At 63.5% G+C, this 15484-nt stretch carries 13 protein-coding genes and 1 pseudogene; 3 read left to right on the forward strand and 11 right to left on the reverse strand.

The annotated features are described in order from the left end of the window. The first annotated feature begins 168 nt into the window (after nucleotides 1-168). Nucleotides 169-711 (forward strand): tetratricopeptide repeat protein, encoded by a 543-nt coding sequence (locus GQO94_RS05475; protein WP_156840149.1) that lies wholly within the window; start codon nucleotides 169-171, stop codon nucleotides 709-711. A 23-nt stretch (nucleotides 712-734) separates the two neighbouring features. Here the strand turns inward: GQO94_RS05475 and asnB are convergent, their stop codons facing one another. From asnB to GQO94_RS05505, 7 genes are all read right to left on the reverse strand, one after another. After that, nucleotides 735-2675 carry an asparagine synthase (glutamine-hydrolyzing) gene (gene asnB, locus GQO94_RS05480; protein WP_156840150.1) on the reverse strand — a complete coding sequence of 647 codons (1941 nt, stop codon included), beginning with the start codon at nucleotides 2673-2675 and terminating at the stop codon, nucleotides 735-737. Nucleotides 2676-2720: 45 nt separating this feature from the next. Then, nucleotides 2721-3815 (reverse strand): aspartate/ornithine carbamoyltransferase family protein, encoded by a 1095-nt coding sequence (locus tag GQO94_RS05485; RefSeq protein WP_232332788.1) that lies wholly within the window; start codon nucleotides 3813-3815, stop codon nucleotides 2721-2723. Then, entirely contained in the window at nucleotides 3809-3931 is a 123-nt protein-coding gene (locus GQO94_RS21210) for a hypothetical protein (protein ID WP_269748733.1), read from the reverse strand. The genes GQO94_RS05485 and GQO94_RS21210 overlap by 7 nt, the downstream gene beginning before the upstream one ends. Next, nucleotides 3928-5352, reverse strand: a complete 1425-nt coding sequence (locus GQO94_RS05490) for a sodium:solute symporter family protein (protein ID WP_156840151.1) — start codon at nucleotides 5350-5352, stop codon at nucleotides 3928-3930. The genes GQO94_RS21210 and GQO94_RS05490 overlap by 4 nt, the downstream gene beginning before the upstream one ends. After that, nucleotides 5345-5698: a hypothetical protein gene (locus GQO94_RS05495; RefSeq protein WP_156840152.1), complete on the reverse strand. Its 354-nt coding sequence runs from the start codon at nucleotides 5696-5698 to the stop codon at nucleotides 5345-5347. Before GQO94_RS05495 ends, GQO94_RS05490 begins: the two co-directional genes overlap by 8 nt. A gap of 362 nt (nucleotides 5699-6060) precedes the next feature. Then, entirely contained in the window at nucleotides 6061-6645 is a 585-nt protein-coding gene (locus GQO94_RS05500; protein ID WP_198045824.1) for a response regulator transcription factor, read from the reverse strand. 221 nt (nucleotides 6646-6866) lie between these two features. Next, nucleotides 6867-7775 carry a hydrogen peroxide-inducible genes activator gene (locus GQO94_RS05505; RefSeq protein ID WP_156840154.1) on the reverse strand — a complete coding sequence of 303 codons (909 nt, stop codon included), beginning with the start codon at nucleotides 7773-7775 and terminating at the stop codon, nucleotides 6867-6869. Nucleotides 7776-8111: 336 nt separating this feature from the next. On the opposite strand from GQO94_RS05505, the gene nhaA reads away from it, so the two are divergent. Both nhaA and GQO94_RS05520 read left to right on the forward strand, forming a co-directional pair. Then, the gene (nhaA, locus tag GQO94_RS05515; RefSeq protein ID WP_156840156.1) at nucleotides 8112-9302 is read left to right on the forward strand and encodes a Na+/H+ antiporter NhaA; all 1191 of its coding nucleotides are present in this window, start codon (nucleotides 8112-8114) and stop codon (nucleotides 9300-9302) included. Then, nucleotides 9299-10279: a calcium/sodium antiporter gene (locus tag GQO94_RS05520; protein ID WP_156840157.1), complete on the forward strand. Its 981-nt coding sequence runs from the start codon at nucleotides 9299-9301 to the stop codon at nucleotides 10277-10279. Before nhaA ends, GQO94_RS05520 begins: the two co-directional genes overlap by 4 nt. A 51-nt stretch (nucleotides 10280-10330) precedes the next feature. On the opposite strand, the pseudogene GQO94_RS21320 reads toward GQO94_RS05520, so the two are convergent. The 4 genes and pseudogenes from GQO94_RS21320 to GQO94_RS05540 all read right to left on the reverse strand — a co-directional run. Beyond that, nucleotides 10331-11653: pseudogene (locus GQO94_RS21320) on the reverse strand (TolC family protein); the annotation flags it as partial. A gap of 26 nt (nucleotides 11654-11679) precedes the next feature. Further along, entirely contained in the window at nucleotides 11680-12747 is a 1068-nt protein-coding gene (locus tag GQO94_RS05530) for an efflux RND transporter periplasmic adaptor subunit (protein ID WP_156840158.1), read from the reverse strand. After that, nucleotides 12740-14419: an ABC transporter transmembrane domain-containing protein gene (locus GQO94_RS05535; RefSeq protein ID WP_156840159.1), complete on the reverse strand. Its 1680-nt coding sequence runs from the start codon at nucleotides 14417-14419 to the stop codon at nucleotides 12740-12742. Before GQO94_RS05535 ends, GQO94_RS05530 begins: the two co-directional genes overlap by 8 nt. Nucleotides 14420-14510: 91 nt before the next feature. Then, nucleotides 14511-15395, reverse strand: coding sequence for a hydrogen peroxide-inducible genes activator (locus GQO94_RS05540; RefSeq protein WP_156840160.1), 885 nt, complete (start codon nucleotides 15393-15395; stop codon nucleotides 14511-14513). Between the last annotated feature and the right edge of the window lie 89 nt (nucleotides 15396-15484).

Raw genomic sequence — 15484 nt, forward strand, 5'->3', positions numbered from 1 at the left:
CGAACGTCGATCAAGAGCAAGGCGCGCGACTTTCGGGTTGCGCGCCTTGTTCTGTATGAGACCTGGATTTCGCAGATTAAGGAAAGCGTGCAGTCTCGATCCCAGTTATAGATTGACGGTTGCTGGCACGAGTGAGACTATCTCTTCTTCCCAAAAGGAGGTCGAAACATGCGCCTGACATCATCGCTGACCCTGGTAGCAGCACTGATCGCCGCACCGCTTGCCGCACAAAGCACGGGTCCGGTTGTCGGCCCTGTCATCACGACAGACGCCCGAACCCTGTGGTTCGACAATATGAAGGTCGCACCGCACGTTACGCCCGGACCGCTGCAGCAAGCCAGCGGGCTGCTCGCGCAAGGCCGTTATGCCGAAGCCGACGACGTTCTCGATAACGTACTCGGTGCCACTCGGACCAACGGCGGCCTGTTGCAGTTACGGCTCCTGAAAGGCGTCGCCGCATTGGGGCAGGACCATCCCGAGACCGCACGCCGGCTGTTCAAGAAGGCCGCATCGATGCGGCGTTCCGAACATCCCGGCGCGTTGACCGGCCTGGCCCTCGCCGAAATTCAGCTGGGCGACCAAGCGGCAGCGCAGCGCATTCTCGACCGACTGGAGTCGCGCCGCGATGCCTGCGACGCCGCGTGCCCGGAAGCCAAGGCCCTCGGTAACGCCGTCGGTGCCGTCCAAAAGGCTCTTTCCCCAAGCGCCTGAACGACCCGCCTTTCGTCGGTGCGCTAAAGCAAGTCGCCGATCGCGTGCAGGCCGATCGCGTGGTTGAGGATGATGTCCTTGCGCGTGTTCTGCGTGTGATCGTCGCTCTTGCGGTAATCTTCGATCGAGGCGGTCAGTTTCGCCTCGTCGAAGATGCCCACTTCGGCCAGCTTTTCAGACGATAGCCACTTCTCGATCAGCTTGTTGATTTCGGCGGTCTTGGCCTCGTCGGTGTGCGCGGGCGGGGCCATGAAGGCGAATTTCTCGCGCTTGTAGAGCACTTCGGGAAGCACGTGCTTCATCGCCTCGCGCACGACCCATTTCTCGATGCCGTCGCGGATGCGGACGTGCGGCGGGATCCGCATCGCCATTTCGGCGACGTGGTGATCGAGGAAGGCGGGTCGGCTTTCCAGGCTGTTGGCCATGTCGACGCGGTCGCCGCCCCAATTGAGGATCTGGCCTTCGAGCATGGTCTTGATCCACGAGTACTGGACCTTGTCGAGCACATGGCGCCCGTCGAGCTTCGACCGATCGAGGCTGTAGGCGATCGCCGCGATCGGATCGTAGTCGCCCAGCTTCGCCTTGAAATCTTCGGACAGAAGCGGCTTCACGCGTTCGAGCACCAGCATCCACGGCTGAATCCACGAGGGGGTGAAGCCCATCACTTCCTCGAAGGCCGGGTGGCTGATCGCCTGTTCTGCGAGTACCGAACCGGAGAAGATCGCGTTGCGCTTCTTCATGTCATCGCCCGCCGCGGTTTCGGCGTAGGCCGGATCGTGGAGGAAGTAGTCGGCCTTGAATTGCGCGTAGCCGCCGAACAGTTCGTCCGAGCCTTCACCGGTGATGACGACCTTGTAGCCGACCTCGCGCACATGCTTGCTCATCAGCATCTTGGCGACGCCGAGCGTGTTGTAGAACGTGCGCTCCGAGAAGCGGATCGCGTCCTCGAAGTTCTGGCCGTAGAGATCGAGCGCCTTCACGTTCAGGATGTCCTGATCCGCCCCCGCCTTCTCAGCCATCTCGGTGGCGATCGCGGCTTCGTCGTAACGCGTATCGTCGAAGCTGATGGTGAAGGCCTTGACCGGCGACTGCTGGATCGCCGCGGCCATGCCGATGATCGAGCAGGAATCGATTCCGCCCGATAGATAACAGGCGACCGGAACGTCCGCCTCGAGCCGGAAGGTGATGCTCTCGACCAGCTTGGCGCGCACGTTCTCAATGTGCTCTTCGTCGGTGAGCTCGTCATGCTCGCCATCGAGCGGGAACACCGCGTCCCAGTATTCGCGCTCCTCCACTTCGAAGCCGTCGCCCTTGCGCGTGACGATCAGCATGTGCCCGGGCTTCAGCGCGTGGATGCCCTTGAACAGGGTCATCCCGGGGACCTGAACCTGCATCATCTGGTGCAGCTGCGCCTTGGGGCACATTTCGCGCGGCACCGCCGGGTGCGCCAGCATCGCCTTGAGTTCCGAACCCCAGAAAAAACCCTCATCGCCAAGGTGATAGAACAGCGGGCGGATGCCGAACCGGTCCCGCACCAGGATCAGGCGATCCTGCTTCGCGTCATAGAGCGTGAAGGCGAACTCGCCGCGCAAATGCGGCATGAAATCGAGGCCGTGCTTGTCGTAAAGCTTGAGCGCGATCTCGCTGTCAGTCTTGGTGTTGAACGCATAACCGTCGGTGCGCAGCAGGCCGCGCAGGCGCTTGTAATCGTAGAACTCGCCGTTGGCGGTAAGGATCAGGTCCTGCGTGCCATCGTCCTCGCGCCCGTAGATCGGCTGCGTGCCCGCATCGAGGCCGATGATCGAGAGCCGCGTGTGCGCCATCGCCAGCCCCTTGTCGGCATCGACATGGAAGCCGCGCCCATCAGGACCGCGATGGTAGAGGGTGTCGGCCATCTTCTCGGCCAGTGCCTGGTCGGCGTTCTTGGGAGCGTTGGGGCTCCAGAGCCCGGCAATGCCGCACATGTCGTCAGGTATCCTTGATCTGGTATTGGTTCGAAAGGGTTCGGGTCAGGCGAGGAAGGTGGTCGGCACGACATCGCGCACACGGCCGAAAATCGCCAGCAGCAGAGCCTGGCGCATCCACACGGCCCCGTCCGCCTGATTGAAATAGAGATTGTGCTGCGTTTCGTCGAGGCCAGTGCACAATTCCGGTCCGCGCGCGAGCGGGTGGAGGATCACCGTGTCGGACTTCAGGTTGCTCTCGTTATCGAGCGCGAACTCGCTGCCGAAGCTGCGGTAGCCGTCACCCAGGAACGCGATCGCGTTCATGTAGATCACGTCGAGATATTCGAGGCTCTGCTTGAGGTTGCGCGAGAAATCGATGCCGATCGGGCTCGACTTGGTCAGCTCGCGCATTTCGTCGCCCAGCGGATCGGCCATCTCGGAGAAGATCGTGATGTGGTTGATGTTCTCGTGGAACAGCAGCGCCAGCATGAGGAAGCTCTTCACCGTGCGCATGTTGCCTGGCGTGCCGATGATGCCGATGTTCAGGCGAAACTGCTCGGGGAGCGTTCCGAACGCGATTTCGGGGTTCCACTTGAGCAGCGCGTACCAGTCGGCCAGCGCCTGGCTTGGGTGTTCATCCGAGCCATTGCCGCCATTGATCAGCGGGATCTTGAGGTATTCGGTCAAGTCCTCGATCGCGCGCTGCTCGGTGTGCCGCACCACGACGACGTCGGCGTACGAATTGAACATCTGGCCAATGTCGCGCATCGATTCACCCTTGGCGACGCCGGTGGTCTTGGCGTCGGCCACGCTGATCGTCTTGCCGCCCACGCGCAGCATCGCGCTTTCGAACGAGAGCCGGGTGCGCGTGCTCGGCTCGAAGAAGGCGGCCGCCATGATCTTGTCTTCCAGCGCATGCCCCGCCGGAAAGCGGCCAAGCTGGAGATAGGCGGCCAGTTTCGCGAGTTCGGTCAGCAGTTCCTTGTCGAACAGCGTCGCCGACAGCACCGACTGGTGATGCAACCGATCGAGCACTGTCACTTTCAGCTTGGGCGACCTCTCGAGGAACTTGGCCGGGTCCGGGCGATTGCCCAAAATACCATCCTTGCGGACCGGATCGGGGCCATGCTCGACTTGCGCGGCGGGAAGGCTCACCATGTTTCCCCCCGCGCGATGTCGGGCACCAGCGTGACGCCCAGCCCGATCACGGAGATCGCGCACCACGCGATCGATCCATAGACGAGGACTTCGAGGAAGCCTGCGGAAAAGGTCATGAAGATTCTTTCAGCTTGGCCCAATCGAACCGGGCGGCGGAAAAGCGGGCACAGGCAACTACCCATACCATCGAGACGGCGGTGGCGACGAGCGCGCCGGTATACCAGCCGATAAGGAAGTAACAGGCAAGCCCCGCCGCAGCGCCTAAGAGCATGCCGCCGATCGCGCCAGTGGTCGTGGCGCTGCGCCAGTAAAGGCCGGTCACGATGGGCCAGATCATCGCCCCGACCAGCGGCCCGGCGAAGAACAACACGGTCGCCAGCGTGCCGATGCGCGGGAGGCACACCGCCCAGGTGAACACGCCCAGGCCCAGCGTCACCCACTGCGCGACCGTCTTCAGCCGGTCAGGCGTAGCGGCAGGCTTGATCATGCGGCGATAGACATCCTCGGTCAGCAAGTCCGACGTCGCGGCGAGCAGGCTGTCGATGCTGGAGGCGAGTGAGCAGAACACGATCACGAAGATGCCGATCGCGCCCGCCTTGCCCAGCACAGTCGCCACCACCAGCGGTCCGACCATGTCGGAGGCCGGGACCGGGACATTGAGCGCGCCCGAGGCGAGCGCGATGAAGCCCGCCGCGATCGGCACCGGAAACCAGATCAGCCCGCCCAGCGCAAAGGCCTTGCCGGCAACGCCCTTGCGGAACGCGAAGGCTCGGCTCCACCACACATTGTTGTGGAACACCTCGCCGAGGCCGAACAGCAGGTTGTTGAAGATCGCCATGATCGCGGCCGGGAACAGCACGTCGAGCAGTGCGGGGCGCTCGGCGGTGAGGTTGGCGTGAATCTCCGCGACAGGCACCTGGCTCAGCACCGCGATACCGACGATGACGATGCCCGCAAGGATGATCATGCTCTGGATGAAGTCGGTGCCGATCACCGCTGCGAGCCCGCCGCGCATGGTGTACAGCACGCAAACGCCCAGGATAACGCTCATCCCCCAGGCATAGCTGATGCCTGAAAGCGCGTTGAGCAGGATGCCGCCCGCCATCGCCATAGAGACCAACCAGGTCAGCGAATAGAACAGCGTGAAGACGAGGAAGATCCCCCAGGCCACTCGTCCGTAGCGCAGCCGGAAGAAATCTCCGCTGGTGTAGCCGTTGGGCATCAAGCTGCGAATGCGGCCCGCCATCGGCGCGAACAGCAGCAGCCCGAACGAGGCAGTCGAATAGGCAAGCATGCCCCAGATGCCGAGTTGCAGCGCGAATTGCGGCGCCAGCATCGTCGTGTTCGACGTGATCCACGTTGCCGCCGCCGTCGCTGAACCCAGCGCGAGGCCGATGTTGCGCCCCGCCAGCGCGTGATCCTCGAAGTTCTTGTTGCGTCGGCCCCAGTAGATGCCGAGGCCAACCCACAGCACGCTGAAGGCCGCCAACAGCACCCAGCCGAGCGTCGGATCAAGCAGAGCCTGCGTCTTAGTCATCGCGCGCACCCCGCAGGATCGCGGCGACGGTCGCCAGGAAGACGATGGCGCCAAGCGCTACCAGCCACAGCGCCTGCGTCACGGATTGGTGCGCGACGCGCAGTTCCAGCGGCGGTGCCTCTTGGCCTGATGCGTCGCGCAGCGTCAGGCGGTAGGTCCCATCGGCGAGACCGGAAATGAAGAAGGCTTCGTTGCTGCCGGAATAAAGCTCTCGCGATGGCGCGCCGGGCGGCGCGATCGCGAGGGTCGCCGGGCCGGACGCATCCCATTCGATCAAGCTATATCCGGTATCGCTATCGATCGCGCCATCCGAACGGAAGGTTGGCGGGGACGCTGCGTAGAGCATCGCGGGAGCACAAAACACACCCAGCGCCGCAACGAGCACAAATCGCGCAGAACAAAGCCGCCGCACCGCTGAAAGAATGAAGGAAACCGATGACGCGACCGAAGTCCTGCGATGCGAAACGATGTCAAAATTCGAGAACGAGATCTGCCTTTGACCATCCTGCCGGCCGCGCTGCCGGTGCTCGTGCTGTTTGTGGGGAGGCGAGCCCCCTAACAAATCGAGACACAAAAGGGAACCGGCGCGGCGTAGAATCGTCCGCACGGCGCTCGAAGTCCGACACAAGCGCGAGCCAGGACCGCTCGCCCCGATGGAAACCAAAGCTTTCGGGCGACGGCGCCCTTACGCGCGCCTGAGCCACGCTGTTAAGCGATGGCCGCCTCGATGGCGATACGGATCGCCTGAAAGCTGGAGGCGTTCATCTTGCGCAGCATGTTGGTGCGATGTGCCTCGACAGTGCGATAGCTGATCGAAAGTTCGGCCGCGAGCGACTTGGAACTCTTGCCGTTCGCCATACCGTCGAGCACCTGACGTTCGCGGCTCGTCAGGCTCGCGAGCAGCCGCCTCGCGCGGTATTGACGATAGCGGACACCCGAAAGGCTGTTCAACGCACTGACCGCATTTGCGATTTGATGCGCAAAATTGTTTTCGGTCCGCGCCAGATCGATGAAGTCGATTGCGCCCGCGCGCATGCAACTTACCACGTCGCTCGCCGAGGGATTTTCGCCAATCGCGACGAACGGCAACCAGACGTTGCGGGTGTCCATGGCCAAGGTGAGGCTGTCGATGGACAGCTCTCTGGAATCGAACAGGAGGAGACCGGTCTCTGGCGGTTTGCAGAGCATGTCTTCGAGATCTTCGACCGGCATTGCGACGAAATGATCGCCGGTCAGTTCCCGGCAGATTTCAGCCCGCCGGGAGGAAACCCGCAGCAGTACGAAAACGCTCAACCTTTGTAGCATTCAGCAGCCCCCCACGTCAGCGCCCCCGCCCACAGGGTCCCGCGCTACCCTTATGGTTAATGGCATGCACATACGTGTAAGTCGATAGATATTAACGTTTAGTTGCCACGCCTTGGCCGCCGCTGAGGATGGGATTGCGACGGCGCATGGCGCGCCCTGCGGCGACGGTCACGCCTCCACGACGCGAGCGGTAATGCCGGCCCGAACGATCAAGCCCCTTCGAGCAACGTTCTCGCGGCCCCTTGCGTCGACTGCGCGATCACCCGGTAGTATTCGGAATAGGCGGCCCCCGAACGCCAGACGGCCGCCATAGAACGCGTTGCCGACCAGTCTTCGACGACCAGACGGCGCACCATGTCTTCCCCTCCCACTTCCGAGCGTAAGTATAGTTCGGGAAGAATGGCGAGCCCGATGCCCGATCCTGCCATCTGCCGCAGGGCGTCCAGGCTAGTGCCTTCGTAATCTCGCAAGAGCTCCGCGTTCAGATCCTCGCAGACCCCGGAAACTTGGCGATGGAAGTGGTGACGGCGGTCCAGGCTCAGGATTCCGGAGCCCGCGAGGTCGGCCTTTCGCAGAGAGGACTTTGCGAAAAGCGGGTGATCGGGCGCCGCCACGAGATGCAGACGCTCACGAAACAGCGGCTCGATCTCCAGATCGGTACCGGCCACGGGCAGCGGCGAAAGCACCATATCGAGCCCACCCTTGCGCAATTCGGCCAATTGATCGTCGGGTATGCCCTCGCGCATGTGCAGGCGCATCATCGGATGATCGCGGTGCAATTGCGCGACCACCGGGGGCAGCAGGTAGGGCCCGAGCGTGGGCGTCACGCCGAACCGCACCGTGCCCGCCATCCCCGAATTGCTGCGCTGGGCTAGGCCGCGCAGATCGCTGACCTCGAGCAGGATCCGGCGTGCGCGCACCGCGATTTCCCGGCCCACAGGAGTGAGTTGCACCGGGGTCTCGCCGCGTTCGATCAGCATGACGCCAAGACGGGCCTCCAACGCCTTCAATTGCTGGCTGAGCGTCGGTTGCGAGACGTGAACCGCGGCGGCGGCCCTGCCAAAGTGTCGAGCGTCCGCGACGGCGACAAAGTATTGTAGTTGCTTGATCGTCGGCATCAGCCTCACTTCCGATAGGCGCAGGCTATCGAATGGGCCTCCAACTTTCAATTGGCCTAATCAGCGGGATTCCGGTAATGATCGTCAGCAGAAAGGAGACGATTTCATGGATCGCTTGGACAATCTTAAAAAGCGGCACAGACGCCTCAACCGGCTCATCGACAATTGTCGTGCTCGCAGCCGGCAGGAAGACATGAAGTTGCTCAAACGCCTGCGGCTCCGGATCAAGGACGAGATCGCGATGCTTCGTCAGCCCTCAAACCTTGCGAGGTAGCACCATAGCGGCGCCCGACTGCACCCGCCCCCCGACTGTACAAGGGCGCCGCGCTTTTTCTCATGCCACTTAGCAACCCCAAACAGCGCTTACGCGACTTCATCGCGAGCGAGAGTGCCGGCGGGATCATCCTGATCATCGCCGCGGCGATCGCCTTGGTGATCGCCAATTCCCCCGCCTTGAGCTTCTACGAAGCGTGGCTCGGCACACCGGTTTACTTCCGTGCAGGCGACCTGGTGACGATCGACAAGCCCTTGCTCTTGTGGATCAACGACGGGTTGATGGCGCTGTTCTTCTTCCTGATCGGCCTGGAAGTGAAGCGCGAGATCGTCGAGGGCGATCTCGGCAGCTGGAAGCAGGCTTCGCTCTCGATTTACGCCGCGCTGGGCGGAATGATCGTTCCCGCGCTCGTGTTCGCGGCGATCAATTCCGGTTCGCCCGAGAACCTGCGCGGTTGGGCGATCCCTGCCGCGACCGATATCGCCTTCGCACTCGGGCTTTTGGCGCTCCTGGGCAAGCGCGTCCCGACGGCTCTCAAGGCATTGCTTCTCACGGTCGCGATCATCGACGATATCGGCGCGATCGCGATCATCGCGTTTTTCTATACCGAAAACCTGAATCTGCAGGCTCTCGGCCTGGCGCTGGTCCCCGCAGCGCTCATGCTGCTGCTCAACCGCGCGGGCGTTGCCAGAACCATTCCCTACGTGCTGCTTGGCGCTCTCCTTTGGGTCTGCGTCCTCAAGTCGGGCGTGCACGCGACACTCGCTGGCGTGGCGACCGCGATGTTCATTCCGATCGCCAGCGGTAAGGAACGTCCGCTCGAACGGCTCGAGCATGCGTTGCACCCCTGGGTCGCGTTCTTCGTGCTGCCCGTCTTCGCTTTCGCCAACGCCGGCGTATCGTTCGCCGGGGTCGGTATCGACGCGTTCACCTCCACCCTGTCTCTGGGCATTATCGCCGGGCTCGTCATCGGCAAGCAGGTCGGGGTCTTCGGAGCATGCTGGATCGCGTCCAAGAGCGGGATTACGGCGCTCCCGGCCGGCGTGAGCCTGCGCCACATCTATGGACTGTCGTGCCTCGCAGGCATCGGCTTCACTATGAGCCTGTTCATCGGCAACCTCGCCTTCGAGGACGAAGGACAAATCGCCGCCGTCAAACTCGGCGTCCTGTGCGCCTCGCTGATCGCCGCGATCGCCGGCATGACTATCCTTCGCTTCGCTCCAGGCGCTCGCTCCGGAAGCATGACCGCATGATCGCAGCGTTGTTGGCCGTCGCGGGCGGCCTCATCGCGCTCGTGATCGGGGGAGAACTGCTGGTCCGCGGCGCCGTCAGGCTGGCGGAGAAGCTCGGGGTCAGTGCCCTCGTCATCGGTCTGGTCATCATCGGCTTCGGAACGTCGCTGCCCGAACTGGTGACGAGCGCCGAGGCGGCGTTGGCGGGATCGCCCGCCATCGCCTGGGGCAATATCGTCGGCTCCAACAACCTCAACAGTCTGCTGATCCTGGGCGCCGCAGCGCTCGCCGCGCCGATCACGATAACCGCGCCCAACCGTTATCGCGATCCGGCGGTCGCGCTTGCGGCCGCGGGCGCGTTGACACTGCTCGCGGTGTTCCAGATTGGCGGCTGGTGGACTGGCGCTGCGCTCCTCGCCTGCCTGATCGCCTATATCGCCTGGTGTTATCGCGAAGAGCGGCTCGTTGCACCGGACACCATCCATAACGCCCCGAACGATCGCGGTCGCGCGCTCGAACTGGCAGATACGGCCTTGCACGATGCGCAGGGCTCGTGGGCGAAGCCGGTGGTGCTTCTTATCGGTGGCTTTGCGCTGCTGGTGTGGGGTGGAGGCCTGCTCGTCGGCGGCGCGATCGACCTTGCCCTGCTTGCGGGTCTGGGAGAAGCGTTCATCGGGCTTACCATCGTCGCGCTGGGCACGTCGCTGCCCGAACTCGTCACATCCGTCATCGCCGCGCGGAAGGGGGAGCCGGAACTGGCGTTCGGCAATGTCGTCGGCTCGAATATCTACAATATCCTCGGGATCGGCGGCGCGACCCTGCTCCTCGCCCCAGCTCCCATTCCGCAGGACTTGCTACCACTCGACATCGGAGTTGTCCTTGCGAGCGGGCTGGTGATCCTCGCCCTGGCGCTGAGGCGCCGGATCTCGCGCATGGCGGCTCTGGGGCTGCTGGCAGCCTACGCAGTATATCTCGGCATCGTCATAGCGAACGCCTGATGGCACGGGCTCCAGGCCGAGCTGCTCGCGGTCCACGGTCGCCGCGATCAGATCCGCGCGGGCCGAAGCGCGGCGATACTCGGCCTCGATCTGGCGCAAGCGCGCGTCCGCCGCGCTTTCCTCGCGCAGATTGACGACCAGGACTTCGCTCGCGCCGAGCGTGAAGCGACGCCGTTCGGCCGAGGCCATGCGTTGGGCAAGGCGGGTCTCATCCGCGGCCAGCGCCACGAGCTTGTCGGTCGCGCGCACTTCGATGGCCAGTTCGTTCACTTCGACCAGGATCCGATCCTCGATCAGTCGCCGCCGCGCCGCGAGCGCGCGCGCTTCGGCCTCTGCTTCGGCAATGCGACCGCGGGCCTTGCGCCGCTGAAGCGGAAGGCTGAACTGAAAGCCGACATAACCCTCGGTCGGTGTGCGGGTGCTGCCGCCCAGCCCCACCGGGCCGACATCCTTGGACAGCTCGGCCTGGAGATCGAGCCTCGGCTTGAGATCGTTCTCGGCCAGACGAAGGCGGGCTTCTGCCTGATTGAGCCTCACCAGAACCGCATTGAATTCGGGGCGCGACAGGCCGTTGCGCAGCAGCGCATCGATCTGCGGCAGATCAAAACTCGGCAGGCTGGCAGGCAAGCGGTCCGCCGAGGGCACGTAAGGTTCACCGTTCGCGTCCCTCAGGTAGAACGACAGCGCGTTGGCCGCGGAATCGAGCTCGCGCTGGGCACGGACCAGCAGGGTTTCGCGGCGCACGATGTTCTGCTGGTTCTCGGTGCCGAGGATGCCGGGACGCGCACCAAGCTGGATCTGCCGTTCGATCGACGTCTGCCGTTCCGCCGCGAGCCCGAGCAAGTCGCGGTACAAGCCGACGCGCATCCCGGCCGCGACCCATTCCTGATAGGCGGCGATGGCGCGGCGCTGCACGTCGATCGCCACCAGATCGCGATCGAGCCGCGCCAGTTCGACATCCAGTGCGGCGAGTCCGACTTGCGTGCGCCGATCGTCGGTCACTCGGTCGCGCAGCAGCGAGAACACAGTGCCGACCCGCGCTTCGCCAAACCGATTGGTATAGGCCTTGCCGTCGTAGACCGGGAATTCGCCGCGGGAGACGCGATAGCCGCCATAGAGCTTCCCGCCATTGCTGGTCAGCGGGCGGGTGATGTCGCCATCGAGGTAGGTGCCGTCGTAATAGCCGAGAGCGCGGGACTTCATGTCGATATCGACGACCGTGTCGAAGGCGCCATAGGCCGAAAGCTGCTTTCCCTGCGCGGCCTGTTCCTTGTTGATCGCCTCGATGATCGCCGGCGAATGGCGCGCCGAAGACTGCAGCACGTCCTCCAGCAGCAACGGCTCCTCGCCGAACGCCGCGTGCGGATAGAGCATTGCCAGCAACCCGAAAACGATCCGGATCACTTGCTGCTCTCCGCCGTGGTGCCACTGCCGCTGCCGGAACCGGTTCCCCCTCCCTCAAGCGCGGGCTGACGAAATTCGAGCGGGAAGTCGTTCAATTGACGCCAGAGCTCGTAACCTACGGTCACCGTTTCCATCTGGATCCAGCCGCGCACTTTGGCGCCCAGGCGGACATAGTCCCTCGGCGGCCACGGCCTTTTGCCCGGAGCCGGTTCGACCAGGACGCGAAACAGTCCGTTGGGCTGCGCCGAGGGATCGATCGTTCGGACACGGCCATCGAACATCCCTTCGGCGACCGACGGCCAGCCGCTGAACTGGATCGCGGGCCATCCCTCGAACGCCAGCCGGACCCGTCGCCCGGGATGGACGAGCGCGATGTCCCTGCCATCGACCATGAGTTCCGCGACCCGCACCGGCTTTTCGGGCGCGAGCATGGCAAGCACGTCCCCGGCGCTGACCAGGCTGGCCCCGGCTGAGGCATTGATCGACTGGATGCGCCCCGCGCGCGGCGCCCGCACCGTTTGCGCGGACTGGCGGTTCAGGCTCACATCCAGGCGATTGAGCTTGGCCCGCGCCTCGGCCAGCTTGGCCCGGTGATCGGCCACCTTGATCTGAGTGGATTCGTAATCCCGCCGGGCGACCAGTCCTTCGGACAGGAGCTGACGCGAACGATCGACATCGATCTGCGCGACCGCCATCGCTTGCCGTGCGGCGGCAATCTCCGCTTCGACCTGCGCCCGCTCGGCCGCCAGGCGACTGAGCAGCGACGGATCGTTATCCACCAGGCGCGCGATCGGAGCGCCCTTCTCCACGCGGTCGCCATCCTGAACGTACCACTGTTCGACTCGTCCGGGGACGAGCGCGGTTACGGTCTGCACCCGGTCCTCAGGATTGAGAGCGACGATCTGTCCGGTCCCCGCAGAGGTCTGGACCCACGGAACGGTGAAGAGAATGATGCTGACGATGATGATCGTAAGGCCGATCATCCAGGCCAACACTCGCGTCAACCGCGGGGGCTTGAGCTTGGCCAGCGTCCGGAACTGGGCGAAATTTTCCGGGTTAGGCATCGGAGCGTCCTTGTTCGCTCGCGACAGCGACCAGTTCGGCGGCGGAGTCGCAGAAGCGCTGTTCGCGCCGCCCCATCCAGAGGTATCTGTCGCGGCGCGAGGCTTCGGGTCGACGCGTGAATTGCAGCACCGTGGTTCCATGCTCGCGCAAGGCGGCAAGCGAGGCATCGAGGCATTCGGGCGCAAGCAGGTCGTATAATTGCGTTAGGCACAGAACCCGCGGACGAGCCAGCAACGCGCCCGCCAGCTTGAGCGCCATCAGTTCGCCGACCGACAGCGGCGAGCCAGTCGTGGAAATTACGGCATCGAACCCATCCGCCAAGCTGGCGATCGTGTTCGACAGACCGACAATCTCCACCGCCTCGCTGATATCCCCGCCCTTATCGAAGGATGACAGTTCCAAGAACTCGCGGATCGTCATTTCGACGAAGGAGGCGCGGGCCAGGACCATGACTTCCGAGCGCAGACGGAAAATATCGAAGTGGCCGATATCGCTGCCGCCAACGAGCACGAGGCCGCGTTCGGGGGTCTCGTGACGCTTGAGCAGCAACCTGAGGCAGCGCTCCACCCCAGGCGCCGCCACGACCGCCACCTGCTCACCGCTGGCGAGGCTGAAATCGAGCTTGAACTGGGAGTACTCGGCGTTTCTCAGCTTGATCGTGCCGTCAGCCGGCCCGCGATCGTCGCCGCGCGGCTCGTCCTGCTGGATGTCCCAGAACAGCGAGAGTTCTTCCAGTCCGGCGGCCAGGTCGTAGAACGCTTCGAGATAGGGCCCGAACTGCGCGATGCCGTAGAACACACTCGACAGGATCAGTTCGGCCGCGACCAGTTGCCCGATCGAAAGCTGCCCCTGAATGATCAGCCACCCCCCAAGCGCCAGCAAAGCGGCACTGGCCAGGGCGTAGATCAGCAGCAGGCAAACGGTTTGGGAAAAGGTGTAGCGAAAGTGCCTTTCGTGCGCCCTGACCCAGCCTTCGGTCATGGCCTCCGAGCGGGTGATCGCGTAGTCCAGATGCCGCGCCGACTGATAGAAGCCGTTCGATCCGCCAACGCTTTCCAGCCAATGTGCCGTCGCGTGCTTGGCGTGGCTCTTGGCAATGGCCGTCCTGACCGCACCGTTGGCCCAGATCTGCCAGACCAGATACAGCAGGAGCATCAACAGCGCGTTGAACGCCAGGAAGAACGGGTGGTAGAAACTGGTGACGACGAGCCCCACCACACCTTGCAGCAGGATCGTAAAGCTGCCGATCAACAGGCTGGGCAATGCCTTTTGAACCGTCATCAAATCGAAATAGCGGTTGAACAGAGCGCCCTGTCGCGCGTCGTTGAAGAACGGATTTTGCGCGTGCACTTCGCGCAAGGTGATCTCGGCCACGATGCGCCCGAACAGCCGGCGTTCGAAAAGCGCCATGAGGTGGACGCGAAAGGCGCTCAGCACGCCAACGAGCAGCAGCAGCAGCAGCAGCATGGCAGACAGCGTGAACAGTGGCGCGGTCAGAGCCGTGTTCGCCACCGAGTTGATCAGCAATTGCACCGAGATGGGTGTGGCGAGCGACAGCAAGGAAATCGCCAGGCCATAGACGAGCGCGAGTCTGAGAAATGTGGCGTCGGGGGCAAGGATCAGTCCGATCCATCGCCCAAGATCCCGTACGCCATAATCTGGTTGTGACACGTGCGCTTCCCATTGTTGCACAAGCGAAGGTGAGAAGGGGACTATATTTGCACAACCGGCCCCGAATTATAACTTCAATAGTTTTTGTCTATCAGGCGACACACTTCAGCAATTCGGCGAGCGACTGAAAGGTGGGCGAAAGACCGGCTCCCTTGCGCCACACCAGCCCGACTTCCCGGTAGAAACGCCCGCCCGCGAAGGGTTTGACCACGACATCGTTTCCGCGGACTTCCTGCCGGGCATAAAGTTGCGGAATGATTGCCAGCCCCATACCGAGACCCGCCATCTGCCGGATCGCATCGAGGCTCGTCCCTTCGTAGTCACGCCGGACATGCGCGCCTGCTGCCTGCGCAAGGGTCTGTATCTGTTCGCTGAGGCGATACTGTGGGAGCAGCGTCAGGAGCCCCCGCCCTTCCAGATCGCTGATTTCGATCGCCTCTTTCGCAGCGAGCGGGTCTTCAGGCGCCATCGCCACGAGAAGAGGGTCGCGAAACAGTCGCTCGACGTGAAGGCCGGGCTCGCCGATCGGCAATTGCACCAGCACGACATCGTGTTCGGCTTCCGTGAGCATCCGGATCAATTCGCTCGGCAAGCCTTCGCGGACGTGAACCCGCAAGTTCGGCTTCGCGCGATGCAATTCGGCCACGAGTTTGGGAAGCAGATAGGGACCAAGCGTCGGCGACACCCCGAGCCGGAGCGTTCCCGTCCCTTCCGCCTGATCGCGCTGAGCGAGCGACATGAAGGCGTCGACTTCGGCCAGCACCATGCGCGCGGCGAGGACGGCTTCGCGCCCCAATGGCGTCATGATCGCTCGCGTGCCGCGCTCTGCCAGGGGGTAGCCGAGCAGATCCTCGAGATTGCGGATCGCTTGCGAGAAACTGGGCTGCGACACACCCTCCGCCGCAGCGCCTCTGGAGAAACCCTCGTGCTCGGCAAGCGCCACGAGGTAACGTAACTGGCGTAAGGTCGGCTCCACCGGGCGATTCTATGGCCAAGCGTACGATATACAAGGCTGTCTCGCGGCCACGCGCGACAAGGCATCATGGGCGGTCTTCCCACCAGAAA

This window comes from Novosphingobium aquimarinum (genome assembly GCF_009746585.1).
Lineage (GTDB): Bacteria > Pseudomonadota > Alphaproteobacteria > Sphingomonadales > Sphingomonadaceae > Novosphingobium > Novosphingobium aquimarinum.

Coding starts and splice junctions, on each gene's coding strand:
- GQO94_RS05475 (WP_156840149.1), top strand. CDS start 169: ATGCGCCTGACATCATCGCTGACCCTGGTAGCAGCACTGATCGCCGCA.
- asnB (WP_156840150.1), bottom strand. CDS start 2,675: ATGTGCGGCATTGCCGGGCTCTGGAGCCCCAACGCTCCCAAGAACGCC.
- GQO94_RS05485 (WP_232332788.1), bottom strand. CDS start 3,815: ATGGTGAGCCTTCCCGCCGCGCAAGTCGAGCATGGCCCCGATCCGGTC.
- GQO94_RS21210 (WP_269748733.1), bottom strand. CDS start 3,931: ATGACCTTTTCCGCAGGCTTCCTCGAAGTCCTCGTCTATGGATCGATC.
- GQO94_RS05490 (WP_156840151.1), bottom strand. CDS start 5,352: ATGACTAAGACGCAGGCTCTGCTTGATCCGACGCTCGGCTGGGTGCTG.
- GQO94_RS05495 (WP_156840152.1), bottom strand. CDS start 5,698: ATGCTCTACGCAGCGTCCCCGCCAACCTTCCGTTCGGATGGCGCGATC.
- GQO94_RS05505 (WP_156840154.1), bottom strand. CDS start 7,775: ATGCCGACGATCAAGCAACTACAATACTTTGTCGCCGTCGCGGACGCT.
- nhaA (WP_156840156.1), top strand. CDS start 8,112: ATGCCACTTAGCAACCCCAAACAGCGCTTACGCGACTTCATCGCGAGC.
- GQO94_RS05520 (WP_156840157.1), top strand. CDS start 9,299: ATGATCGCAGCGTTGTTGGCCGTCGCGGGCGGCCTCATCGCGCTCGTG.
- GQO94_RS05530 (WP_156840158.1), bottom strand. CDS start 12,747: ATGCCTAACCCGGAAAATTTCGCCCAGTTCCGGACGCTGGCCAAGCTC.